The sequence below is a fragment of the Streptomyces sp. NPDC025806 genome (genome assembly GCF_055558275.1).
In genome coordinates this window covers 79,163-101,060 of record NZ_JBVHMU010000007.1, presented here as the reverse complement: position 1 = coordinate 101,060, position 21,898 = coordinate 79,163, and the positions used below count along the sequence as shown (strand labels likewise).

The window sequence follows — 21,898 nt, the reverse complement described above, 5'->3', positions numbered from 1 at the left end:
GCGATCCTCCCGTGCGGTGCCGCCGACCGTCGCCCAGCGAAGGACGCCAGACATGCCCCACACCGACCACCTCGTCACCGCGGCCGTCGTCGAGCGCACCGAGACCCTGCCGCCGTTCACCGGAGACGAGAGCGTCTGCGCGAAGTGCGCCCACCCGGAAGCGTTCACCCGCTATCGGCCGGCGTGCCCGCGCGGCCTGTGGGACTACAACGGCAGCACCGATGTCCGCGGGCCGCTCCCGGAACGCCTGGAACGGCAGTGCCAGCGCTGCGACTACCAGTGGGACGAGGCCCTGAACCCGGCACCCGGCGTCCGGCCGGCGACCCCTCAGGAGATCGCGTACGCGCTCCAGCAGTGCCACGCCGGGTGGGCGCTCGACCTGTCCCCGGAGTGCGCCCGGTACATGGCCGACCGGCTCGCGGAGATGCTTCACCTCCTGGTCCGCCTCGACCACCCGACGCGGCTGCCCCACGCCGGCGGTCCGCTCCACGCCCCGCCGAACGACGCCGGGATGGCCGACCCGAACCTGACGTCGGCCGTGCCGATCATCCTGAGCGAGCCTGGAGACTCCGAGTCGGGCCCGGCCGCGAACACCACGGTGGCCACCGAGTAACCGGCCCGGACAGCCATCCGGACACGCCGCCCGCCCGGGGCGGCGCCGTCCGGGCATTGCTCACCGCCGGAGAGGCACCCGACTGCGGGCTGCCTCCGACCAGGGCGGACGCTGCCCGGACACGGCCCGAGGCCATCGCCTCGCCGCCGCGAACCAGGAGCTGCGTCTTCAGCTCAGCGGCCGACGTGCGCTGGCCGGCCTCGCCGTCTCTGCCTTCATGCCTTACGCGATCGACCGGTGCGCCACCCACTGGGACGACACCAGCGACGGTGCACCCGCCATCGTCCGAGCCGCCCACCGCGCCGGAAAGGCCAAGTGGCTCACCCGCGACCCCGCCGCCGGCCGCTCATCGACCAGGCGCTCCACAAGGGGTGGATTGCCGTCGCCGCAGCCGTCATGGCCGTCTGATAGCGGACCGGTGCCGACCGCGTCTTCCGTCGGCACGCGCTCAGCTTCCCGCTCTCGTCTCCTCGACGACCCGCTGCTAGATGGCAACCGCATCTGTTGGGCTGACGCTGAGCCAGAGGAATCGCCCTGATGGGTAATCACGACCGGAGTATTTCGGGACTAGTGGCCTATACCGCCTTCGCGAGCGACATGGAACCCACCCCGCGGTCACACGGCATCCACCAGAAGCTCAAACTTGAGGAACTTCTGAGGCGGAAGTGTGGCCTCCGCCATACCCGGGGCGTGATCGCCGGGATTTGATCTGGCGGTCAACCTCAACCTGTCTTACAGGAAGGCTTATCGATGAACGGCTCGACGATGACCCGCGCAGGCAAGCGCGCCCTGATCATCGGCACGGCGGCGGTAGCGGCATCCATTGGTGCTCTCGCGGCGCCGGCTCAGGCGTCCTCCTGGTCCAGCTCCCTCAGTAACGTGTACAACGACTTCGAGTCGCGCCGCTGGACCGACACCGGCGGCTCCACGACGATCAAGTTCACCACTTGCAAGAGTAGTGGGACGCAGGCCGTGGGTGTGATACTGCGCAAGGACACCGTCGGGCCTGACCCGAAGTACACCAACGCGAACTTCACCAAGTGCTTCGAGTACTCCGGCGCCACGTCCACCGGCAACTGGGACGACCACGGCAGTGGCAACTACTACTTCGTCGTCAACTACGGGTCCAACAACTACGCCCCGACGTCGGTGTCGTCGCTGACCGTCTACTACTGATCGACAGTCCGCCGGGCCCGCCGCACACCGTGCGGCGGGCCCGGGGCACAGAAAGGCCCCTCAATGACTCTCACCTTCCGTGAGTGCACCTTCGGCTACCGGGGCGGTGATGACGTCATCCAGAGCCTGAATCTGGCTTTCACCTCCGGAGCCACCGTCCTCCTCGGCCCTAATGGAGCCGGCAAGAGCACGCTGCTGTCGCTGGGGGCGAGCGCACTGCGCCCACGGTCGGGGCGCGTGACATTCGACGGCCTGAGCCCGTGGAACCGCAAGCAGTCTGCGGCCTACCGCGCTTCAGTTGCCTGGCTTCCGCAGAAGCCGGCGTTTCTCTCTGGGATGACGTGCCGTCAGCACGTCACCTACGCGGGGTGGCTCAAGGGCATGGCACACCGCGACGCGTCGAGCGCGTCCGGTGAGGCGTTGGAACGTGTAGGCCTTGGCAAGCAAGTGGACCGGAAGGTCACCGAGCTGTCCGGCGGGCAGCAGCAGCGTGTCGCGATCGCTCAGGCGCTCGTTCACCGGGCAAAGGTCCTGCTCCTTGATGAACCTACGGTGGGGCTCGATCCCAAACAGCGGAGATCTTTCCTCCAGCTCATCACGTCACTGCGGAACGACGTGCAGGTGATCGTCTCCACGCATGACATCGCTGACATCAGTGAAGCCTTCAGTGACGTCGTCGTGCTCAACGGGGGCAGCGTCCTGTTCGAGGGACCTGTCCCTTCGTTCCTTGCCCGTTCGGGTAACCAGGGTCACCCTGAGCGCGCCGCTGAAGACGCCTACACCGCTGTCCTCGAAGGGGGATCGCGGTGATCATCTGGCGTCAGATGCTGCGTTCGGCGGCTCCATGGATCATCCTGCCGGCAGTCCTTTTCGTGTACTTGTACATGGAGAGCATGATTTTCACCGTTCCGTCGCATTACGGAATCGAGTCGGGTGAGAGCGTAATCTCTGCACTGGCCACGATCGCCCCGGCTCTTGCCGCGTGTGCCGCATGGGATTCGGGTCGCTTGCGGCCCATACGCTCCATGCTGATCACTGCCGCCCGGTCACGGTGGTCGCTGCTGCTGTTCGGTGGCGCTCCCATCGCCGCGCTGGGGGCTGTGCTTCTCCTGTTCGCCGTCGTCATGGCGCGGATCAACACAGGGGTATTTCCCTCCGGTGCGGGGTGGACTGCACTGGTACACGTGATCATCGTCTCTGCCGAGTGGGCGGTGATCGGCTGGTACCTCGGTGCGCGTCTCCCTAAGAGCATTGCCGCACCGGCCGCAGCAGCAGCGTGCTGGGCCTGGCTGACCATGCCGCATGCCATGTCGAACGCATGGCTGAGGCACCTCGGCGGGTTCATCGACGGAACATCCACCATCACTGATGTCCACCGGCCCGAAATCTACTTCGTGCCATGGATCTTCACAGGCTGCCTGATAGGTGTGGCGTGGCTACTCACCCGTACTGGTTCCCGTCGGATCTTCCTTTCCGCCGGTGCAGGTGCCACCGCGGTAGCGCTCCTCGGGGGCTACGTCGCAGTCAGCGGATGGGGCTTCAGCAACCCGTCAACCGTCCGCGCCGTTGAGTCCACGTGTTCTGGCACCGCTCCGCAGATCTGTGTTCCACCGGAGTACCGCTCCTACATTCCGCAGATCCGCCGCAGCACTCGCGGTCCGCTCAACGCTCTGGTCGCCGCCGGCGTCACGCAGCCCAAGCGTATGGAAATCCTGTCTCCGTCAGTGAAGCTCGCACCGGGCGTGTGGCGACTGCACTGGGCACTGCCTGCCGCTCAGCAGCAGCCTGCCTACCACACGGCCGCCGATGTCATGGCCGTATCGGCTGTCGAGGGAACCGCGGCCCAGCACGGGAAGCAGTCCTGCGGCGGCCCGTCCGCTCCGGAACTCGTATGGGCCACTGCCGTTGCAGGAGACAAGGATGAGGTGCGCCAGGTAACCGATCCGCAGCTGTGGGGACTGGTAGGCCCTGTCCTCGAAAAGCCGGCGAAGCAGCAGTCCGCCTGGTTCACGCAGCAGGTCCTCGACCACGCCTGCACAGCACAGGGGGCGCGGTGAGACTCTATGTGACAGCAGTGCGGAAGTGGTGGGCTGCAGCCGGGGCCATCGTCTTGATGGCAGTTGTGTGTCAGCTGTCAGGAACGAGCAGCATCGAGCTTCCAGCACTCAACGGCAGCGGCGTTGCGCCCTTGGCCTACTTCACCCCCCTGCTGGTGTCTTCCACGACCCTGTACTGCCTCAGTCGACGGGCCGATCACATTGAGCGGACCGCCGCAGTGCCCCTCGCCGCGATCGATGCGGCATTCGTAGCATCCGCATTTGGCCTGTGTCTGGCAGCCGGCTTCGTGACCGGCTTCGACAACGCCCGCAACGTCCTGCTGCTGACCTGCATCGGTCTCCTGATCTCCCAGGTGGGCAACAGTGCATCAGGAATCGCCACGGGCATGATGCTGATGATCGCCAGCATCGCTGCGGGACGCGGCCCCGGAGGAAGCCACGCCTGGTGGGCCGTGGTCCTGTACCCGGCGAACAGTATCCCCGCGTGGTCCCTGACAGCGGTACTGATGGCAGTCACAGGCATCCGCTCTGTCAAAGCGTCCTGAAAGCCGTAACCTTCGCTCCGATGGCAATGCGGGCCGGTTTCACCAGCGCCTGTGTCGCGTGTCCTGCCCAGCCGCCGACTCCGTGCAGACCATGTACTGGTCGGAGTCGGTGCCAGAGGCAACGGCCCACCGAAGGCGAGAGTCGATCGCTGCATCCCCCAGTGCCGAGCCCCTACGTCGTGGGCTGGGTAATCATCGTGATCTCCTCGGGAGACCCAACCCGTGGGCCCCGGGCCGTCACCCTGCGCCCAGTGGGGTGCGTGCCCGCCGCGTACCGAGCTCTTCGCCTTTGCAGGTGCCCTTGCCGTTCAGGCCTGTACACGCAACTACGCCTGAAAGGCGGTTCTCTTCATGACAGTTCAGCTCGTAGATGTCTCCTACGCCTACGGACGCCGCAGCAAGAACGTCATCTCGCACCTCAGCTACCGGGTACCCGATGGCTTCACTGTTCTCCTCGGACCTGAAGGCGCAGGAAAGTCCACACTCCTGAAGCTGGCCTCAGGGGTGAATCGCCCGGACAGCGGGTCCGTGAGTTATGGCTGCATCGGTTCAGAGGCCAAGGAGTTTCGCGCGCGAGTCGCATGGATGTCGCAGACCATTACGCCAAAGGCCGGTCTCACAGCACGCGAACAGGTGGCCTACAACGGCCGGCGCAACGGCATGCCCCGGGCCGCGGCGTGGGAGGCATCCGCCCGGGCTCTCGAACATGTGCAGATGCGCGAGCACTCCGACACCAAGACGAAGAAGCTCTCCAGAGGGCAGCTCCGCCGCGTGGGCCTCGCCTCCGCACTCGTCCACGGCGCCGACACCCTCTTCCTTGACGAGCCCACCACAGGCATGGACCCCACCCAGCGTCGCGACTTCCGAGACCTCATCCGGGGCCTGGCCACGGATGTGCGCGTCCTCATGTCCACCGATAGCGTGTCCGACCTCGCGGAAGAGACGGACCACGTGTGCGTCCTCACACAAGGCAACATCACCTTCGACGGCCCGACTGCCGAGTTCCTTGCTTGCGCACCGAACGCCCCCGAGGCACGCCGAGCTGAGACTGCGTATGCGAACCTCACCAACCTGACCGACTTCGTCCAGTGATCTCCTCGCGCACCTGCCACGCGCCCACGCATGTCCACTCCCGCTCCCCTGATCTGGAACCGCAGAAGTAGCCGGCTCACCCAACCGCCGCGCCGAACACCGACACCCGCCGCCCGACCGGGCGACACCTCGCGCACGCACGCGACCACCACCGCACCGTCACGCGGCGTGCACGCTCTGCTACTCTCCGGGTGTCGGTGACTGGTGTTCGCTTCAGCCCGCGCGTTCCTCGAAGGCCCCCGCTCTGTGACGGGGGCCTTCGTGCGCCCTGGGCGGTGGCCCTATGCGCGCCGGCGGCGTTGGTTCTCGCCGTGTCGCGGCGTGCTGTGCACGTTGTACTTCGCGAGGTCGGCAGAGAGGGTGGCTCGCTCCACGTCGCGGGCGGCCGCGCGCGACGTGTGCCAGCTCCATTCGAAGGAGCTGACGTCTCGCCACCAATGGGTGTGCCGGTGCTCGTCGGCGCAGCGGTGCCAGGGATCTTTGCTGATACCGACGTACAGGAGTTCGCCGACCTCGTCGTAGAGGCGGTACACGGCTACGTCGTCCGGGCTCGACGGGTGTGTGATGGTCCCCCGTGCTGCTCGGTCAGGCCTCTCCTTGGCGGGGCGACTGGCCCCCGTCTCCCGTATCGCCGTCATTGCCTGTCTGCTCCTCGTGCTGCCGTTGCAGGTCTGTGCGAGTGCCTGGGCGGAGGGGGTTCTCGGCGAAGTACGACGCGACGCGAGACTCACGCCACTTCAGCCGGGTGCTCCCAGGGCTCGGCTCCGGGGCGGGGAAGAGGCCGCGCGCTCGTAGGCGATGGATCGTTTGGCGGCTCACGGGGAAGCGCTGCGTGATCTCGGCGATCGTCAGCAAGGGATCCCCTCCGCTCTCCGGGTGCTCGTCCGACACGGCACCGTCCTCTCCGGCAACCCGTTGACAAATGTAACGAGGTTGCGCGTAGTATTCAAACATCAGCAGAAAGCCCCGGCCGCGTGGTTGCACACAAGGCCGGGGCTGCTGAAAGCGGCGGTGCCCGGTGGTTGCACACCGGGCACCGCCTCAGCCCGTCCCGTGGTTGCACACGGTTCGGGACACGCCACACCTGCTACCGACAGGGATGACGCAGTGCCCAACTGTACTGATCAGGTCTCTGGGAAGACCCAGGGCGAGACCGAAGACCCGAAGGTCCTGGTCGGCCGCGTGTTGATCGCCGTCGCCGACCACTTCACCGAGACCCACCCGACCGAACCGATCGACGCCGGCTCCGTGCTGCTCTGCACCAGCGCCGAGGCGTACGACGTCATCGAGCGCCGCTCGACGGGCCAGGCCACGAAGCTCGCGCAGGCGGCGATGGCCGTCATGCCGGAGATTCCGCCGGGCATCACGCGCGGCGAGTTCGCGCTGCTCGTCCGCAAGGCGTCGGCCGCGCACGAGTGGTCCGACGACGACAACAAGCCGGTGATCCCGCGCGTCCCCGTGCCCGGGCAGCGGCCCGCCACGGACCGGGCCGCGAAGGAGGTCCGGGGCTGATGCCGAACGAGACCGTCACCCGGATCCTGGCCGAGGCGAAGAAGGACTACGGGACCTCGGCCGAGCGCGCGCAGCGCCAGGCCGACGCGAGGAACCAGTCGGCCGCTGCCCGTTCTCACGGCAGCGAGTCGGCCGGGACTCCGAGGGGGCGGTCCTGATGGGGATCCGCGCCTTCGTCCAGTCGTTGAAGCCGGGCTCGGACCGCCAGCTCGCCGCCGACATGAGTCGGCGCGACCAGGAGCGCGAGGAGCAGGCCTCCGCGGTCCGCCGCGCCGGCCACCGGGCCGCCGTGTTCCGGGACGGCGACGCGGCCGGTATCCCGTTCGACCGCCGCGACGACGACTAGCCCTCGCTGACCTGCGGCCGCAGGCCCCGCCGACCGGGGCCCGCACCGCCCCTTTCTCTGCTGGCGCACGGTGCCAGCCCCTGAGCTACCTCACGAACTCCTGGGAGAACTCTGTGAACTTCAAGCGCGCTAGCGTCAACACGGCGCTCCTCGCCAGCCCGGCCGCCATCGCTCTCACGGCCGCCCTGCTGGTCCCCACCCCCGCTGCCGCGGCCGACCCGATGGCCCCGCCGACCGGCTCCTGCCCCGGCGCGAGGGTCGCCACGTACACGGTCAGCGGCTCCGCGCACGTCGAGGTCTTCTACTCGCCCGCGCACGGCGGCACGAACTGCCTCAAGACGGTGTCCGAGAAGACGTCGACCCGCTACCTGCACGTGTGGGCCACGGTCGTCGGCACGAGCAAGGCCAACTCCGACGAGGGCCTGTTCCGTTCGTACGCCGGGCCGATCGCCTTCACCGGCACCGACGGCAAGTGCCTGACCGTCGTGGCCAAGGCCAGCCCCAACAGGAACCCCGCCGCGCACACCAGGCGAGTCCTGGACGGCATCCTCTGCGGCTGACTGCCCCCGACCAGGCCGGGCCCTCCCCTCTCTGAAACCGGGCCCGGCCTCCCTCCTTTGTCCAAGCCGACCCCACGCGAAGGGCGCACAGCATGACCCGCGAGACTCCTGACGCTCCGCAGCACCGGGAGCCCGGTGTGAAGTACCGCCGCGTGAAGCGGACGCGGCCGGTGACGACCGTGATCGACGGCGTGGAGTCGACGCACGACGAGGAGTACGTCGTCGACGAGCCGGTCCCGCCGACCGACTGGGAGACCATCCTCCTGCGCGGCGTCATCGGGCTGGCCATCTTCCTCACCGTCGTGGCGTCCGTGGGGACGTCGGCGAGTATCGGCGGCCTGCTGTCCGAACTCCTCCACCCGGTCGTCAGCTACGCGCTCGGGTTGGTCTTCACGGCGACGTGGCTGGGGTGCCTGGCCCTGGAGTGGATCGACGGACGGATCGACCCCGATCGTGCGCTCCCGGCCCGCGCCGGCGGCTGGATCGCGCTCGTCATCGGCATGGGCGCGGTGTTCCTCAACGGATGGACTCACGGCCTGCCGTGGGTCGGCGCGGTCGGCGCGTGCATCGACCTCCTCGCCAAGGGCTTCTGGACTCTGCTGCTGCGCCGCTACCAAGTGCCGCTGAACCGGGGCGTCGCAATGTGGGTGGTGCGGCAGGAGCAGGCGGCGGCCGGCCGGGCCCTGCTCGGCGACCGGCTGCGGAAGCTGCACCGCGGCGAGGCGTACCAGCGGGCCGTGGGTGGCCCGGAGTATCAGGCGGCGCACGCGCTCACGAAGTCCGTGAAGGGCGAGCCCGCCGTGTCCGGTCAGCGTCCGGACGTGTCCGTGCCGGTGCCTGGGCAGGAGGTGGCGGAGCCGTCTCCGGAGCCCGCCCTACCGCCCGAGCCGCCATCTGCCCCGCCCGCGCCCGTGCCGGTCACCCCGCCTGAGCACCCGGCCGTCCCGCGCGTGTCCGCGCCCGTCACCCCGCCCGAGCCGCCCGCGTCCGGACCGAACCCGGACACGTCCGGTGCGGGCGACGGCAACGTCCGCCCCATCGACGCGCCGTCGATCGCCGGAACGATCCGCAAGATCCTCGCCGCCGAACCGAAGATCAGCGACGCCGACCTGACCACGAAGGTCGCCGAGGTCCACGGCCAGAGCGACAAGCTCACCGAAACCGTCCGCCGCACCCGAGGCCGCATCGAGAAGCCCAAGAAGAAGAGGGTGTCGTGAGCTTAGGCAGCGTCATCGCCGTCATCGCCCTGTGCGCCTGGGGCCTTCACCGCGTGCGCGGGGGAGGGGCAGGCGCCTCGGCCGCAGCCCGCGCCCGCCAGCTCCACGGGCCGCTCGCCCGCCTCACCGAAGCGGTCACCAGCCGGCACAGCCCCAACCGCCGGACCGCCGCCCAGTGGCAGGCCGGCGCCGACGGCGAGCGGCGCACCGCCGCACGGCTCAGCCCGCTGTGGCTGCGGGCGTGGATCGTCCTCCACGACCGGCGACTGCCGACCGGCCGCGCGAACGTCGACCACATCGTGGTGACCCTGTGCGGCGTCGTCTTCGTCATCGACACCAAGCGCTGGCCCAGCCGGTACCGCATCCGCCTCGTCGGCGGCCGCCTCCTCCACGGCACCCACGACGTCACCGAACGCCTCCGCGGCCTCCACCACGAGGCGCGCATCGTCTCGCAGGTCCTCGGCCTCCCCGTCATCCCGGTCGTCGCCATGGACGGCCCGCCCGTCGAAGGCGGCGAACTGCTCCTCGACGGCATCCACATCGTCCCCGCCGACCACCTCGTCCCGACCCTGCGCCGACTGGCCCGCCGCCCCAACGGCATCGGACCGCTCATCGGCTGGCGCGCCGCCCGCCTCCTCAAGCCGTACGGAAGGAACTGACCGATGGACACCCGCCCCCAGGGCACGGACGCGGCCACCTACCCGCCGCCACCGCCGTTCCCGCCGCCGGTGCCCGAGGAGACGACAAAGCCCCGGGGACGTATCCGGCTCCCGCGCGTTCACCGGACCGCGCGGCCGGCCGCCCCGGCCCCGGTCGAGCCCGAGGCCCCGGCAGCAGAGCCGGAGCGGCGCGCCGCCAACGACCGCCTGCCGGACTGGTGGGCCGAGAAGAAGCCGGGCCTGTCCGCCGACGGCCCCGAGCCTGAGCCCGAGCCGCAGCCCGAGCCCGAGGCGGAGCCAGAACCCGAGTCGGAGCCCGCGACGAAGCGCCCGGCCTGGCGGCGCGTCATCAAGCCCAAGCAGAACCCGCCGCACGTCGAGCACGACCAGGTCGACGAAGACGAACAGCACGACGGCTCCGAACCGCACGCGCCGTCCCGGCGCCGCAGCTGGTCCCGCCCCGCCCTCGGCCGCCCGCCCGGCCTGCCACAGCCCGGACACAACCTGTTCACGTGGTGGGGGAGCATCGAGCCTCACACGAAGTGGCTCGTGTATCACGTCACCGGCCTCGCGGGCGGTATCTACGCCGGCGCCTTCGGCCAGGCGGTCGCCGGAGCCGAGTACGTCACCCTCCACGGCACCGGCAGCGCCAAGGCCATCGGCACGTACGCGCTCGGCGTCGTGATCCTGCTCTTCGACCGCAGGTCACGCCGCTGGTTCCCGCCGATCGCCTGGGCGGCCCGCGGCCTCACCACCACCGTCATCATCGGAGCCCTCTGGTACGGCTCCCCCCTCGGAAACTGACCGGAGCACTCCTGTGGACATCCACCTCGGTATCGGCGGCGTCGCCCTGGGGCTCACGCTGCTGCTCATCTTCGGCACCACCGGGGGCGGCCGGCTCGGCACCCTCTCCTGGGGCTGGACGCTGTTCCTCGCCATGGTCGCCGGCTGCGCCTACCAGGCCGCCGGGCCGCCGTTCTCCTGGCTCGCCGACCTCATCAACGACGTCCTCGGCCTCGTCGGAGAGACCGTCCCGACGATGACCAGCGCAGGTTTCGCCCTGTGCATCCTCGTCCTGGTCTGCTTCCGGAAACTGTCCCTGCGTCAGGTCGCCCTCACCGGCATCGCGTTCTTCACCGTCAGCGCGGGAGCGGGCGGCCCCTTCGCATGGGTCGCCGAACGCATCGAAATCGTCGCCATGCACTGGTCCTGATCCGGATGAGTACCGCGCTGCACCTCGTACCCGAGCCCGACGACGACCAGCCCCACACCGGCACCCCGCAGCCGCCCGACACCGCGGCCGCCGACACGGTGCCGCCGGAGACCGGGCCCGCCGACGATGGCGACGCCCTGGACCACGAGGACAAGGAGGTCGTCGTCCGGCGGGCGTTCGCGATGCCCGACCTGACCGACTACGTGTCCCTCACCTGGGCCGCCGGCCTCATCAACGCGATGGTGCGGGCCGCCCGCCGCACCCGCGCGGCCTGCAAGGAACGGCGCCGCGACCGCAAGGCCCAACCCCGGCCGAAGGACGACACCCCTTGGCATTACGGGCCCCTCTTCGTCTTCCGGGAACTCGCGCGCGGGGGACTGATCCTCGTCCGGGTCATCTTCCGCTGGACAGGAGGGGAGTGGCAGCCGAAGAACATGCCGCCGTACGCCCGCTTCGGCGCCCTGTTCGTCAGCGGCTACTGCGCCTACCGGGCCTGGGGGACCTGGCCCGACACAGTGCCGCTCGCCGCAGCCGGCGGACTGTTCCTCGCCTGCGTGACGGCGTCCTGGCGCGTGAACGGCAGCTGGGCCAGCCGCCTCCCCGCGGCCCCCGGCCCGGCCACTGACGAGGCACCCGACCAGGCCGCCGAGGAGACCCCTGCCGGCGACGTCGACGAGGCCCCGCCGCAGGCCCCTGCCGAGCCTCCGGAAGAGGCCCCCGAACAGCCCTCGATCGAGGCCCTCGCCGGGTCCCTCCACGCCCTCGTCGGAGAGGGGCGCGGAGTGCTCCTCACTACCCTCTGCGGGCACCACGGAATGGCCGATACGAGGGCCGTCCGGAAGGCCCTCGCCGGGGCCCACATCCGGGTGCGAGCGGGGGTGCGGACAGCAGCCGGGAACGGGCCCGGCGTGCACCGCTCCGACTTCCCGCCGCCGCCCCCTCCCCTTGAAGCGCCCCTGGAAAGCGTTGTTGCCGCAGGTCAGGAGCCAACGCCAACGCCAACAACGCCCGAGAGGGGGCCCGGAGTGGGGTCCGGTGTAGTGCGCATTGAACGCGACGGGCTCACGATCCTCCGCAACCCCGCCGACACCCACCGCTACAACCGGCTCACCTGAGTCGAACGAACTTGTTCAGGCCCAACGCCGAGAAACACGTACCGCGCACCGAGGAGGTCCGCCAGCATGGGAGCAGGCAACGCCGTGAGGAAGGGAGGAGCCGTGGCCGCCCTCAAGTACCGCTGCGACCAGTGCGCGACGACGTCGCCCGTCTGCCGGACCGACGCCGACCTCCGCCGCGAGCGGCGCGTCCACCGCGACACCGCGCACGGCGGCCACATCCCGGACGGCGAGCGGATCATCACCCTCTCCGGCGGCGGCCTCGCCGACGTGCCCCGCGTCCAGGCCGTCGCCGCGGTGTTCGTGGCCATCGTCATCCTGAGCTTCGTCCTCGAACACTTCTGAGGACGCCCGCCATACGCCGAAGGGCCGTGCACCCGCGAGGTGCACGGCCCTTCGGACGGCGAGCTACCGCTTCGCGATGTTCGGATCGGCGCCCGGCTGCTTGATGTACCAGTCGTACGGGACCGTGACCGTCTTCGGCACTCCGTTCTCGACGGTCAGCCGGTGTTCCGACGACCGCTTCCTCCGCCGCGGCACGTCGTGCGCCCGCGCGATGACCCGCACCTGCTCCTGGCCCCACGGCAGATGCTCGGCGATCTCCGGGTTCGTCAGCTGCGGATTCGCCTTCAGGTCGTTCGCGACGGCCTCCTCGAGGGCCGCGCGCGCCTTCTTCTCGTTGTCCACGGCGATGTGCCAGCCGGCGAGCTGGTCACGGAGCCGGTCGCTCGGCGTGTACGCCGCCTGATCGCCCTCGCTCTTGCGGTGCCGGTCGCGAGGCGGCACGCCCCGCTTGGCCATGAGGAGACGAAGCATCTCCGACGTCCACGGCATGTGCTGCGCAAGCTCGTTCAGCGTGAGCTGGAGGTTCTCGGTCAGCTCGGTCGCGATGCCCTGCTCCAGGACCTCGCGGGCTTTCGGCTCCTCCTCCACGGCGGCATTCCAGGCGGCAAGCCGCTCCTTGAGCTGGGCGCTGGGCTCGTAGCCGCTCTCCGGCGGCTGGCTGTCGGTGGCCATACCGCGAGTCTTGCACAAGGCCACCGGGATAAACCTGGAAGCCGCGTCACTGTTGCCGTGCGTGTGCGCTCTGACCTGCGTAAACCTTGGGCAAACGAGGTTGGACGGTCGCGGGGTCGGGGATGATTGAAGTGGTACAAAACACCACACAGAACGCAGGAGGATCCCATGGCCCCCGTCGCTGCCCCCGCCATCGTCGTCACCGTCCCGGCCGTCCGCGTCACCGAGCCGCTACCGGCGCTGCCTGACCTCGGCCGCTGCGACTGTGGCCGCGAGTTCGTGTGCCTCGCCGACGGCGCCGACGTCGTCTTCTGTGAGCACTGCGACCTCGGTGCCTGACCTGGGCGCCGGTCGAGGCCTCGGCTCCGCCCCCCTCGCGAGCGGCCGTCTCTTGACCTTTCTTTGACCAAATAAACCGGGATAGGGAAGGTAAACCCAAGGCATTTGGTCAATGATGAATGCGCGACACACCACCACCCACCAGCAAGGAGCCGCCATGAACGCCCAGCCGGACACCCGGTGCACGAAGTGCGGACGGCGGCTCCGCAACGCTTCTCCCGACGGATTTGGTCCGAAGTGCAGGCGGATGGTCCGCAAGGCCGGCAAGGCCGCCGAGATCGCCCGCCAGCACAAGCCGCACCTCGTCGAGAAGGCCGTCGAGCTGCTGGAAATGGGCGGCCTCGTCCCCCTCCGCGACACCGGTAAGAACGCCGTCTACGTGGCCGTCAGCAGCGACGGCCTCGACGTCTACCGGACCGCCCGCGCCGCCTGCACCTGCCCCGCCGGCCTCCGCGCCACCTACATGTGCGCCCACCGGATCGCCGCCCACGTCATGGCCCTCGCCAGCTAGCCCATCCAGGAAGGACCGACATGGCCACCATCGAGACCACCGCCACCGAGGCCGTCGCCCGACGCCTCCGCCTCTTCGCCACCCTCGTCCGCGACCGCGCCTACCACCCGCAGCGCTGGAAGATCGAGCGACTCGCCGACCTCTTCGCCGACGCGGCCGCCACCGCCGCGACGGCCCCGACCGACCCCGGCCAGAGCCTGCCCAGCGTCACCCTGAACACGCTGCAGGAGGCCAAGGACCTGCTGGGCGAGCAGGACTTCCACATCTCCCCGGCAGTCCTCGACTACCTCGTGGAACCCGCCCTCGGGGCCCCCGCCCGGCCGCAACCCCTGAACGCGGTCACCGAGCAGCTCGCCCGCGACGACTTCGAGCTCCTGAAGCGGCGCAACACCATCGTCCACACACGCCAGCTCGAATCCGACGACGACGAGATCGTGGCCTGGGGGCTGCGCGTCCTCAACACCGTCCACTACAAGCGCGACCGCCTGGCCGCCGTCATCGCCGAGGACAACCGGCGCCCCTGCAACCAGGGCAAGCCGCCCTTCCACCTGACCGCCCAGCACGGCTACGCCCTCAAGGCGGCCGGCAGCGCCGGACCGCGCGAGAGTGACAAGCTCATCGCCGCCCTCGCCGAGTTCGGCATCCCCGCCTTCCTCGTCGAGGACTTCGGCATCTCCTACGTCCTGGCCGCAGTCGACCGCACCGACGACGAGGACCGGGCCCACGCCGGACCGAAGGTCTACCTCCACTGCGGCGAGCGAGCGGACCGCCCCGCCAGCGAGCACCAGGAGCCCTGGTCTGCCCACCTGTACGACGGCGACCGCGAGTACATCGACGAGGTGTTCGCCAGCCCGGCCGGGCTCGACATCGACACCGAGACCGCCGACGCCGCCCTCCGCCTCGCCACCTGGCTCGCCGAGCACGGCCACCGCTTCCCCCGCACCTGACCGCCACCCCGCCCGACCGGAAGGACGCCCCGTGAACACCGCCCAGCCCCGCGAAACCCGCCTCACCATCACGATGCCCTGCGTGGCCTGCCTCCTCGGCGGCCAGAACACCCAGACCCCGACCGTCATCCAGGCCCGCACCGGCTACGGCCTCGGCGCCTGCGACCCGCACCTCCCGGCCGCGCGCAGGGTGGTCGCCGACATGCAGGCCGACAACGACGAGTACCTGCGCGCCCTGTTCGCCCTCCACGGCGCGCCCATCGACGAGCCCGCCGACAACGCCTGACCCGCCCTCAAGCCGAAGGAGACGCACCCGTGTTCACTGAGACCATCGAGAGCCCCGACAGCACCTGCACCGGGACCGCCACCGAAGCCCACGCCCTCAGCCTCCTCCGCCGGGCCAGCAACCGCGGCTACGCCATCGAGCCCACCAGCGAAGGCGGCGCCGTCATCCGCTGGCGCCGGATGCACCTCAGCCAGATCGAACCGGTCCGCCACTCCATCACCCTCACCCCGGCCCTTCCCGGCATCCTGACCGGCACCGACGCCTCCAACCTGCGCTACATCGACAGCGTGGAGGAGGCCCGCTACGACCACAGTGACCGGTACGACGACATCGTCATCGCGGCCGGCGAGTACGAGATCCCGCCGACCCTGACCGAGAGCATCCAGCAGCGCGGCTACCTCGCGGCCGACCGACGCGGCCTCCTCCGCCTCACCCTGGTCGCGCGCCTCGCTCTCCTCGCCCGCGCTCACGCCCGCCTCGACTCAACCGACCGCCACACCACCTGGTGCGCGTGCGGCCTCGCCGCCTCCTGCCCGAGTCCGCAGGCCGCCGACGACTGCCAGCGCCGCCACCTCGCGCGGGTGGCCAGCAGCTTCCTCGACGGCCTGCCCGCCGCATACACCGCAGCGGTGGCAGCGTCCTGACCTGCGCTTTCCTGACGATTCTTTGACCAAATAAACCGGGATAACGAGGTTATCCCGGCGGTAATGGTCAATGATTGATGACGTAACCACCACCCACCACCCCAGGAGCAGCCATGGCCGCCACCCACCTCGACAGCCGCCTCGCCAACGGTACCGACGCCGCCTACCTCCCCCTCCGCCTCGGCGACGGCCAGCTCATCAGCATCAAGGCTGCCCCCGGCGCCGACCAGGCCCACGTCTACCTGCCCGACGAGATCGAGACCCCCGACGGCGACGCCTGGCAGCTGGAAGACCCCTGGGAGGCGTGGCTCACCGCCGGAGACGAACCGGTCGACGGCCGCCACTTCTACGAAGTCCCGGCAACCGCCCTCCGCGCGCTCATCGAGGAGCACGGCGGCGAACACCCCGACCAGACCGCCCCCACCACCGACCGCTTCGACCAGGCCATGACCGACGGCACCGCGCCCGGCCCCATGCACCGCATCCGCCTGGCCGGCGGCGAGGTCATCGCCATCAAGGCAACCGCCGGAGACGGATGCGTAGACGTCTACCTGCCCGAAGCGATCAACGCCCCCGACGGCAGCGCCTGGGAGCTGGAAGAGCGCGAGCTCCGGCTGACCCGCCTCGACGGCGAACCGCTCACCGGCCGGCTCTTCTACGAGGTCCCCGCGGGCCACGTGCGCGCCCTCATCTGGAAGCGCGGCGGCGAACACGCCGACCAGGCCAACTTCTCCTGACCCACCGCCCGGACAGCGTCCGGACCGTGTCCGCCCAGGTCGGCGGCCACCCTCCGGACGCCCTCCAGCCCAGAAAGGCCACCATGCAGGTCACCGAAACCGTCATCCGCGGCATCTACGCCACCGCCGCCACCTACCTCCCCGACACCGACGCCACCGCCGCCCCCCGCCACCTCCTCCGCGCCCTCGACGACGCCATCCACCGCCGCTACGAGGACGAGCCGATCAGCCCGCTGGAACTGCGCACACTCCGCGAAGCCGGCGCCGAACGGCTCGGCTGGTCCTCCACCTGGACCCTGCGCGCGCTCGCCGACGAGCTGCGAGACCTCTCCCTCGAAGGCCTCGACCTCAACGAACTCGTCGGCCACCGCTACGCCATGGCCGCGGGCCGCATCTACTTCCACGGCGCCTGGAGCGCCCGCCGCGTCATCCCCGGCTGGCCCCTCCCCGCCCCCGACTCCCGCTCGATCTCCGGACGGCCCTGGGTGCACCTGGTCGTAGACCACGCCGGACACCGCAACCCCACCGTCCTCCACGCCACCATCCGCACGGACATCGTCCGGACGCGGCGTCCGGGCAGCATCCGCGCAGATCAGACCGCCCTCGCCAGCTAGCCCGGACGCCACCCAGACAGCGCGTCCGGACACGGTCCGGACAGCCCTATTACCCGCCCCCACAGGAGGACAGCATGACCAGCAAGCACCTGGAGACGCCTGAGCGCTACGGCGGCGAGCCCCTCTACGGCAACCTGCCCAGCGACCACAGCCAGAAGGAGCGCCCCTTCACCGTCGCCGTCGCCGGGCCCGAACGCTACGACGGCGGCCCCGCCACCCGCTACGTCGTCGACGCCTGCTCCACCCAGCACGCCTGGGCCATCGCGCTCGCCTGGCACATCGCGGCAGAGGAGACGCCCGACTGCATGGTGCTCGCCGACGAGTCCCACGAGGGCGCACCCCTCGGCCGCCTCGGACTCGAATACAGCGACCTGCGCCCCGAGCACCGGCGCCAGCGCGAACTCGACGACCTCGCCGACAAAGCCACCGAACTGGCCCGCGACTTCGACAAGGCCACCCGATCCCACCTGGGCGCCGACGGCGAAGTCCGACCCGAGCACCGCACGGCCTACGAGCGGGAAGTCGCTCGGGCCCGCTCCGACGGCTGGACCATGGTCCGCGCCCTGTCCGCCCTGGATGGTCGGAACTAGTCGAGCGGCGCCCCCGTGCCTCATAACCTGATCAGAACTCAACCCAAGGAGCAGCAGACGATGGGTGCCATCCTCGAACCGACCCCCGCCATGACCCCCTGGTGGTCCGTCGAAGTCCGCAGCGTCGAATCCGCCTACGTCTCGACCCCGGAGTACGTGTCGGCGAGCAACCGGCTGCACCTCGGAGACGGCGAGCCCACCGAGAAGGAACGCTCATACGCGTGGCGGGTCGAAGAGGCCTGGTACTTCGTGCCCGGCCCGCCCAGCGCGTTCGCCGCCGCCCTGGAGCAGATCGCCGCGCACGCCGCGTACAAGGACTGGATGCACAGGTCCGGTCAGCCCGCCAGTCAGGCCCGAGTCGAGCTGGAAGACGGCCAGCTGGTTGCGACCATGCCCGACGCCCACCCGTACGGCAAAGACGCTGACGGCGGCCATGTCGCCTGCGTCGAAGTCCTCTACCGGGATGTGGCTGCGCTTCAAGAGGCTGTGGCAGCCCTGGCCTGAGCGGGCCTCCGGCTCCCAGGGGCGGGGGCCATGCTTGCCCACCTTTTGACCAAATTAACTTGGATAGGAGAGTAACCCATAGATGCTTGGGTCAATGAAGAAGGTGTAACACCCACACGGACCCGGAGGAAACGTCATGGCCCTCACCGACCAGCGCTGGCAGATCCGATACAGCTACCCCGCCCCGGCCGGCTCCTGGTGGGCGCGTGACGGCCTGGAGAAGAACACGACCTACCTCAACAACGGCGAGGAGAAGCTGACGCCCGAAGAGGCCGCAGCGATCGTCGCCAGGAACTAACGCCACGAAGGCCCGCTCACCGACATCAAGGTCTGGCAGGAGACCCCCGAGGAGCGCGACGCCCGCCTCGCCGCCCGCCGGAAGGCCGAAGCCGACGAGCGGAACGGCATCTGGTGGGGCATGGGCGGCGCCAACTGACCCACCCCGCCACCACCGCGGCCCGGCACCCGAGTGCCGGGCCGCCCCACTTACCACCGAAGGAGGCACGCATGGCAGTCACCCAGACCGCCCAGACCCCCACCACCGCCATCGCCCGCGCGCTGCGCCGGCTCGGCCTGGCCCAAGGCTCCGGCAAGGACTTCCGCGTCGAGGGCGCCTATAGCAACGGCGAGCGCACCGCCACCAACGTCCTCGTCCTCACCCAGCACGCCGACGAGACGATCGCCGCCCGCGCCGACGACATCGAGCGCTGGGTCAGCGAAGACGGCGGCTGGCAGTTCAAGGTGTCCATCCGCTACCTCGACGGCAAGACCCGCCCGCACACCACCATCACCAACGGCACCGGCGAACGCGTCCGCGACGAGCCGCCCGCCACCGAGACCGAGCCGGAGCAGCCGCCAGCCGGCGCGGAGGTCCTCGAGGACCCGGCGCAGCCGGAGACAGCCGAGGAGCCCCCGGCCGAGAAGCCCAGCCCGAAAGCGTCCGTCACCATCACCCACACCCGCGCGGACGGCGCGCTCCTGGAAGGCTCCACGAAGGGCGACGGCGTCTACGAGCTCGTCCGGCCCTACGGCTTCCGGTACTTCCGCACCCTGGGCGTGCTCGGAATCCGCGGATCCCGCGACAGGGAAGCACCGGGCTGGCGCATCAACCAGGCCGTCACCGCCCTGCGCGGCGCCGGATACGAAGTCACCGTCGAGATCGACGAGACCAAGCGGCGCAGCTTCGCCGAAGCCGAAGCTGAACGCCTGGAACGGGCCGAGGGCCGCGCCGAGCGGTTCAGTGACCGCGCCAGCCGGGCCGCCAGCAACAGCAACGCCCGGCACAAGGCGGCGCTGGGCGCGCTGGACGGCATCGAGCCCGGCCAGCCGATCCTTGTCGGCCACCACAGCGAGCGCCGCCGCCGTCGCGCCATCGAGCGCAGCGACAGCCACATGCGGAAGTCGATCGAGGAGAGCGGTAAGGCCGCGCATTACGGCCACCGGGCGGAAGCCGCCGAGCAGTACGAGGGGCGCCGCTATGACCCCAATCGCACCCGCCGGCGCCTCGACAAGCTCGAAGCCGAACGGCGCGGCCATGAACGCGACCTCGCCGAGGCCGTTGAGAAGGGCTGGGACACCGGCCGCACCGAGCGCCGCATCCGGGACCTGGACGAAGAGATCGCCCACTGGCGGCAGGTCGTCGAGCAGGCCAAGACGGACGGCGTGAAGCTCTGGGAGGCCGACGACTTCGCCCCTGGCGACTTCGCCCTACGAGACGGCTCCTGGTACCAGATCAGGCGGGTCAACCCCAAGACGCTGTCCATCGCCTGGAACCTGCGGCTCACCCGGAAGCAGGTCCTGACGCTCGAAGACGCCACCGTTCACGGCGATGTCGGTACGTTCACCATCGACTACAGCACCGTCCGCGCCCGCTGCCCCGAAGCCGCGATGCGGGCCTTCCTCGCCGACAACAAGGTGCCCGGCACCAAGTCCGCCTGGAAGGCCCACCAAGAGACCCCGGCGAGCGCCGTCCGGGCCGCCCAGGCCGCGAAGCCGAAGCGGCGCCGCGACCCGAACGTCCCGGCGCGCGTACGGATCGACTGCCGATGGGACGCCACCGAGGCCACACTGACCTGGCTCGACGGCCGCAACCGGCCCCACAAGCGTCACCAGCCCGAGACGATCAGCGCCCCCGACGGCGAGACGTTCACCGGCTCCGTCTGGTCCGACTCGCTGCTGAGCGCGGTCACCCAGCTCCTGGCGGAGCGCGGCTACGCCTACCGGGGCGACCACTGGAACGGCTCGCCCGGGCGCGGCATCACCAGGGCCATCGAGAAGAACGAGCAGCCGCAGACGCCCGAGGCCGAGCCGCAGGCCCCCGCCGAGGCCGAGCCGCCCGAGCCCGCGGGGGCCGACGAGCAGCCCGAGCCCGCCACCCCCACCGAGGAGCCCCCCGCAGCCGACGAGCCGGACCCCGAGCAGCGCGACACGGCCCCGGCCGGCGACCTAGCCCCGCCCGCAGAGGACCCCGGGGACGTACAGCTCCAACGAGACCAGGCCAAGGCCCTCGGCTGGTCCGCCGGACACGCCGAACTCGTCCTTGCAGCCGCGACCGGACGGCTCTACCTGCACGCCTACGGCACGCTGCACTGCCAGGACACCCCCGGCACCGAGGGCCGCACCCTCTCCAACCACCGCTTGAAGGCCCTCGTGAAGGCAGGGTTCCTCACCATCGCCGCCCCGGACCCGAACAGGCGGCGCCTCGTCCTCGTCACCGTCGACGGGCGCCGGGCCGTGACCGTGTGGAAGCGCTGGAAGCCCCGGCCCGTGGCGATGACCCGCGAGCAGGAGTGCGAGAAGCTCGCCCCCCTCTACCAGGGCGTGCAGGCGCGCAGGCTCGCCCAGCAGTTCCAGGAGTACGAGGCGGCGGCGAAGGCCCGGCGTGCGGAACTCGCCGAGGCGGTCGAACGGGTCCGCGCCTGGGAGGACCGCGAGGACCGGCTGTGGCAGGCATGGGCGGCCGTGCACGACGTCCACTACCGGCTCCAGCGGCGCCCGGCCGGCTGGGTGCCGACCGACGAGGAGGTCGAGCGGCACGGCCTGGACCCCGACGTGGTCGCCGAGCTACGAGCCGACGCCGAGAACCCTCAGCCCCGGCCGGTCCTGCCCGACCGCAAGATCCCGCCCCTGGGTGACCTGCCGCCCCTGGAGGCGGACGACCAGACGCCCGCCCAGCTCGACCTCTTCGCGATGGCCTGACCTGCGGTTTCCTTGCCGATCTCTTGACCAAATCGATCGGTAAACGGAGGTTATCCCGTAGCTCTTGGTCAATGATGAATGTGTCACCAACCATCAACCCCAAGGGGCAGACATGGCCGCCCAGCCCACCATCACCGCCCGCGACCTCGGCGACGCCATCGGCCGGATCGCAGGCCTCGCCGCCCGCTCCCTCCACGAGAGCTTCCCGAACCTCGACCCCGAGCTGCTCGTCGAGACGTTCACCCGCCCCCGCGCCCTCGACATGATCACCGCCCGCTACCTCGCCGCCCTCGACCGCGGGTGCACCCCCGGCGACGCCGCCGGCGACGCCGGGGCCGCCCTCATCCGGGCCTGGGCCGACGCCCGCCACGAGGCCCACGCCCGCCACTACCAGGCCAGCGCGTGA

Annotated in this window: 30 protein-coding genes; 28 read left to right on the top strand and 2 right to left on the bottom strand. The window is 70.2% G+C overall.

Translation table 11 applies throughout. The annotated features are described in order from the left end of the window. Nucleotides 1-52 precede the first annotated feature (52 nt). The 6 genes from ACZ4E1_RS18015 to ACZ4E1_RS17990 all read left to right on the top strand — a co-directional run bounded on the left by ACZ4E1_RS18015 (nucleotide 53) and on the right by ACZ4E1_RS17990 (nucleotide 5,483). Nucleotides 53-613: a hypothetical protein gene (locus ACZ4E1_RS18015; protein WP_467540189.1), complete on the top strand. Its 561-nt coding sequence runs from the start codon at nucleotides 53-55 to the stop codon at nucleotides 611-613. 750 nt (nucleotides 614-1,363) lie between these two features. After that, entirely contained in the window at nucleotides 1,364-1,789 is a 426-nt protein-coding gene (locus tag ACZ4E1_RS18010) for a hypothetical protein (RefSeq protein WP_467540187.1), read from the top strand. A 63-nt stretch (nucleotides 1,790-1,852) separates the two neighbouring features. Beyond that, complete coding sequence (locus tag ACZ4E1_RS18005) at nucleotides 1,853-2,599, top strand: ATP-binding cassette domain-containing protein (RefSeq protein ID WP_467540185.1); 747 nt, start codon at nucleotides 1,853-1,855, stop codon at nucleotides 2,597-2,599. Then, a complete protein-coding gene (locus tag ACZ4E1_RS18000) occupies nucleotides 2,596-3,846 on the top strand; it encodes a DUF7224 domain-containing protein (RefSeq protein WP_467540183.1) in 1,251 nt (416 codons plus the stop codon). The genes ACZ4E1_RS18005 and ACZ4E1_RS18000 overlap by 4 nt, the downstream gene beginning before the upstream one ends. Beyond that, nucleotides 3,843-4,391, top strand: coding sequence for a hypothetical protein (locus ACZ4E1_RS17995; RefSeq protein WP_467540181.1), 549 nt, complete (start codon nucleotides 3,843-3,845; stop codon nucleotides 4,389-4,391). The genes ACZ4E1_RS18000 and ACZ4E1_RS17995 overlap by 4 nt, the downstream gene beginning before the upstream one ends. A 351-nt stretch (nucleotides 4,392-4,742) precedes the next feature. Continuing rightward, complete coding sequence (locus tag ACZ4E1_RS17990) at nucleotides 4,743-5,483, top strand: ABC transporter ATP-binding protein (RefSeq protein WP_467540179.1); 741 nt, start codon at nucleotides 4,743-4,745, stop codon at nucleotides 5,481-5,483. 281 nt (nucleotides 5,484-5,764) lie between these two features. Here ACZ4E1_RS17990 and ACZ4E1_RS17985 read toward each other — a convergent pair whose 3' ends face one another. Then, nucleotides 5,765-6,016 (bottom strand): hypothetical protein, encoded by a 252-nt coding sequence (locus ACZ4E1_RS17985; RefSeq protein ID WP_467540177.1) that lies wholly within the window; start codon nucleotides 6,014-6,016, stop codon nucleotides 5,765-5,767. Nucleotides 6,017-6,590: 574 nt separating this feature from the next. On the opposite strand from ACZ4E1_RS17985, the gene ACZ4E1_RS17980 reads away from it, so the two are divergent. From ACZ4E1_RS17980 to ACZ4E1_RS17935, 10 genes are all read left to right on the top strand, one after another. Then, a complete protein-coding gene (locus tag ACZ4E1_RS17980) occupies nucleotides 6,591-6,995 on the top strand; it encodes a hypothetical protein (RefSeq protein WP_467540175.1) in 405 nt (134 codons plus the stop codon). Beyond that, nucleotides 6,995-7,153, top strand: a complete 159-nt coding sequence (locus ACZ4E1_RS17975) for a hypothetical protein (RefSeq protein ID WP_467540173.1) — start codon at nucleotides 6,995-6,997, stop codon at nucleotides 7,151-7,153. The genes ACZ4E1_RS17980 and ACZ4E1_RS17975 overlap by 1 nt, the downstream gene beginning before the upstream one ends. Further along, on the top strand, nucleotides 7,153-7,341 hold the full coding sequence (locus tag ACZ4E1_RS17970; protein ID WP_467540171.1) for a hypothetical protein: 189 nt from the start codon (nucleotides 7,153-7,155) through the stop codon (nucleotides 7,339-7,341). The genes ACZ4E1_RS17975 and ACZ4E1_RS17970 overlap by 1 nt, the downstream gene beginning before the upstream one ends. 113 nt (nucleotides 7,342-7,454) lie before the next feature. After that, a complete protein-coding gene (locus ACZ4E1_RS17965) occupies nucleotides 7,455-7,901 on the top strand; it encodes a hypothetical protein (protein ID WP_467540168.1) in 447 nt (148 codons plus the stop codon). Nucleotides 7,902-7,993: 92 nt separating this feature from the next. Further along, nucleotides 7,994-9,118, top strand: coding sequence for a hypothetical protein (locus tag ACZ4E1_RS17960; RefSeq protein ID WP_467540166.1), 1,125 nt, complete (start codon nucleotides 7,994-7,996; stop codon nucleotides 9,116-9,118). After that, nucleotides 9,115-9,777, top strand: coding sequence for a nuclease-related domain-containing protein (locus ACZ4E1_RS17955; RefSeq protein WP_467540164.1), 663 nt, complete (start codon nucleotides 9,115-9,117; stop codon nucleotides 9,775-9,777). The genes ACZ4E1_RS17960 and ACZ4E1_RS17955 overlap by 4 nt, the downstream gene beginning before the upstream one ends. Before the next feature lie 3 nt (nucleotides 9,778-9,780). Then, nucleotides 9,781-10,581, top strand: coding sequence for a hypothetical protein (locus tag ACZ4E1_RS17950; RefSeq protein WP_467540162.1), 801 nt, complete (start codon nucleotides 9,781-9,783; stop codon nucleotides 10,579-10,581). Between the two features lie 13 nt (nucleotides 10,582-10,594). Continuing rightward, nucleotides 10,595-10,990, top strand: coding sequence for a hypothetical protein (locus tag ACZ4E1_RS17945; RefSeq protein ID WP_467540160.1), 396 nt, complete (start codon nucleotides 10,595-10,597; stop codon nucleotides 10,988-10,990). 5 nt (nucleotides 10,991-10,995) lie between these two features. After that, complete coding sequence (locus ACZ4E1_RS17940) at nucleotides 10,996-12,105, top strand: hypothetical protein (RefSeq protein ID WP_467540158.1); 1,110 nt, start codon at nucleotides 10,996-10,998, stop codon at nucleotides 12,103-12,105. Nucleotides 12,106-12,207: 102 nt separating this feature from the next. Then, entirely contained in the window at nucleotides 12,208-12,450 is a 243-nt protein-coding gene (locus ACZ4E1_RS17935; protein ID WP_467540156.1) for a hypothetical protein, read from the top strand. A gap of 63 nt (nucleotides 12,451-12,513) precedes the next feature. On the opposite strand, the gene ACZ4E1_RS17930 is transcribed toward ACZ4E1_RS17935, so the two are convergent. Continuing rightward, a complete protein-coding gene (locus tag ACZ4E1_RS17930) occupies nucleotides 12,514-13,122 on the bottom strand; it encodes a hypothetical protein (RefSeq protein WP_467540153.1) in 609 nt (202 codons plus the stop codon). Nucleotides 13,123-13,290: 168 nt separating this feature from the next. On the opposite strand from ACZ4E1_RS17930, the gene ACZ4E1_RS17925 reads away from it, so the two are divergent. The 12 genes from ACZ4E1_RS17925 to ACZ4E1_RS17870 all read left to right on the top strand — a co-directional run bounded on the left by ACZ4E1_RS17925 (nucleotide 13,291) and on the right by ACZ4E1_RS17870 (nucleotide 21,898). Next, nucleotides 13,291-13,461, top strand: a complete 171-nt coding sequence (locus tag ACZ4E1_RS17925) for a hypothetical protein (protein ID WP_467540151.1) — start codon at nucleotides 13,291-13,293, stop codon at nucleotides 13,459-13,461. Nucleotides 13,462-13,618: 157 nt separating this feature from the next. Beyond that, nucleotides 13,619-13,972: a hypothetical protein gene (locus tag ACZ4E1_RS17920; RefSeq protein WP_467540148.1), complete on the top strand. Its 354-nt coding sequence runs from the start codon at nucleotides 13,619-13,621 to the stop codon at nucleotides 13,970-13,972. A 20-nt stretch (nucleotides 13,973-13,992) separates the two neighbouring features. Beyond that, nucleotides 13,993-14,919, top strand: coding sequence for a hypothetical protein (locus ACZ4E1_RS17915; protein ID WP_467540146.1), 927 nt, complete (start codon nucleotides 13,993-13,995; stop codon nucleotides 14,917-14,919). A 31-nt stretch (nucleotides 14,920-14,950) separates the two neighbouring features. Beyond that, nucleotides 14,951-15,205, top strand: coding sequence for a hypothetical protein (locus tag ACZ4E1_RS17910; protein WP_467540144.1), 255 nt, complete (start codon nucleotides 14,951-14,953; stop codon nucleotides 15,203-15,205). 29 nt (nucleotides 15,206-15,234) lie between these two features. Beyond that, a complete protein-coding gene (locus ACZ4E1_RS17905) occupies nucleotides 15,235-15,849 on the top strand; it encodes a hypothetical protein (protein WP_467540142.1) in 615 nt (204 codons plus the stop codon). A gap of 113 nt (nucleotides 15,850-15,962) precedes the next feature. Next, a complete protein-coding gene (locus ACZ4E1_RS17900; protein WP_467540139.1) occupies nucleotides 15,963-16,586 on the top strand; it encodes a hypothetical protein in 624 nt (207 codons plus the stop codon). A 26-nt stretch (nucleotides 16,587-16,612) separates the two neighbouring features. Continuing rightward, nucleotides 16,613-17,200, top strand: a complete 588-nt coding sequence (locus ACZ4E1_RS17895) for a hypothetical protein (protein WP_467540137.1) — start codon at nucleotides 16,613-16,615, stop codon at nucleotides 17,198-17,200. A 74-nt stretch (nucleotides 17,201-17,274) separates the two neighbouring features. Further along, nucleotides 17,275-17,790: a hypothetical protein gene (locus ACZ4E1_RS17890; RefSeq protein ID WP_467540135.1), complete on the top strand. Its 516-nt coding sequence runs from the start codon at nucleotides 17,275-17,277 to the stop codon at nucleotides 17,788-17,790. A 60-nt stretch (nucleotides 17,791-17,850) separates the two neighbouring features. Further along, on the top strand, nucleotides 17,851-18,294 hold the full coding sequence (locus ACZ4E1_RS17885; protein WP_467540133.1) for a hypothetical protein: 444 nt from the start codon (nucleotides 17,851-17,853) through the stop codon (nucleotides 18,292-18,294). A gap of 136 nt (nucleotides 18,295-18,430) precedes the next feature. Then, the gene (locus tag ACZ4E1_RS17880) at nucleotides 18,431-18,592 is read left to right on the top strand and encodes a hypothetical protein (protein WP_467540131.1); all 162 of its coding nucleotides are present in this window, start codon (nucleotides 18,431-18,433) and stop codon (nucleotides 18,590-18,592) included. Nucleotides 18,593-18,801: 209 nt separating this feature from the next. Further along, complete coding sequence (locus ACZ4E1_RS17875) at nucleotides 18,802-21,492, top strand: DUF3560 domain-containing protein (RefSeq protein ID WP_467540129.1); 2,691 nt, start codon at nucleotides 18,802-18,804, stop codon at nucleotides 21,490-21,492. Between the two features lie 112 nt (nucleotides 21,493-21,604). Then, on the top strand, nucleotides 21,605-21,898 hold the full coding sequence (locus ACZ4E1_RS17870; RefSeq protein ID WP_467540127.1) for a hypothetical protein: 294 nt from the start codon (nucleotides 21,605-21,607) through the stop codon (nucleotides 21,896-21,898).

Bases quoted from the DNA above. Each gene is read 5' to 3' on its own strand.
- ACZ4E1_RS18015 (WP_467540189.1), top strand. From the start codon at position 53: ATGCCCCACACCGACCACCTCGTCACCGCGGCCGTCGTCGAGCGCACC.
- ACZ4E1_RS18010 (WP_467540187.1), top strand. From the start codon at position 1,364: ATGAACGGCTCGACGATGACCCGCGCAGGCAAGCGCGCCCTGATCATC.
- ACZ4E1_RS18005 (WP_467540185.1), top strand. From the start codon at position 1,853: ATGACTCTCACCTTCCGTGAGTGCACCTTCGGCTACCGGGGCGGTGAT.
- ACZ4E1_RS17990 (WP_467540179.1), top strand. From the start codon at position 4,743: ATGACAGTTCAGCTCGTAGATGTCTCCTACGCCTACGGACGCCGCAGC.
- ACZ4E1_RS17975 (WP_467540173.1), top strand. From the start codon at position 6,995: ATGCCGAACGAGACCGTCACCCGGATCCTGGCCGAGGCGAAGAAGGAC.
- ACZ4E1_RS17970 (WP_467540171.1), top strand. From the start codon at position 7,153: ATGGGGATCCGCGCCTTCGTCCAGTCGTTGAAGCCGGGCTCGGACCGC.
- ACZ4E1_RS17960 (WP_467540166.1), top strand. From the start codon at position 7,994: ATGACCCGCGAGACTCCTGACGCTCCGCAGCACCGGGAGCCCGGTGTG.
- ACZ4E1_RS17950 (WP_467540162.1), top strand. From the start codon at position 9,781: ATGGACACCCGCCCCCAGGGCACGGACGCGGCCACCTACCCGCCGCCA.
- ACZ4E1_RS17940 (WP_467540158.1), top strand. From the start codon at position 10,996: ATGAGTACCGCGCTGCACCTCGTACCCGAGCCCGACGACGACCAGCCC.
- ACZ4E1_RS17930 (WP_467540153.1), bottom strand. From the start codon at position 13,122: ATGGCCACCGACAGCCAGCCGCCGGAGAGCGGCTACGAGCCCAGCGCC.
- ACZ4E1_RS17925 (WP_467540151.1), top strand. From the start codon at position 13,291: ATGGCCCCCGTCGCTGCCCCCGCCATCGTCGTCACCGTCCCGGCCGTC.
- ACZ4E1_RS17920 (WP_467540148.1), top strand. From the start codon at position 13,619: ATGAACGCCCAGCCGGACACCCGGTGCACGAAGTGCGGACGGCGGCTC.
- ACZ4E1_RS17915 (WP_467540146.1), top strand. From the start codon at position 13,993: ATGGCCACCATCGAGACCACCGCCACCGAGGCCGTCGCCCGACGCCTC.
- ACZ4E1_RS17900 (WP_467540139.1), top strand. From the start codon at position 15,963: ATGGCCGCCACCCACCTCGACAGCCGCCTCGCCAACGGTACCGACGCC.
- ACZ4E1_RS17890 (WP_467540135.1), top strand. From the start codon at position 17,275: ATGACCAGCAAGCACCTGGAGACGCCTGAGCGCTACGGCGGCGAGCCC.
- ACZ4E1_RS17885 (WP_467540133.1), top strand. From the start codon at position 17,851: ATGGGTGCCATCCTCGAACCGACCCCCGCCATGACCCCCTGGTGGTCC.
- ACZ4E1_RS17880 (WP_467540131.1), top strand. From the start codon at position 18,431: ATGGCCCTCACCGACCAGCGCTGGCAGATCCGATACAGCTACCCCGCC.
- ACZ4E1_RS17875 (WP_467540129.1), top strand. From the start codon at position 18,802: ATGGCAGTCACCCAGACCGCCCAGACCCCCACCACCGCCATCGCCCGC.
- ACZ4E1_RS17870 (WP_467540127.1), top strand. From the start codon at position 21,605: ATGGCCGCCCAGCCCACCATCACCGCCCGCGACCTCGGCGACGCCATC.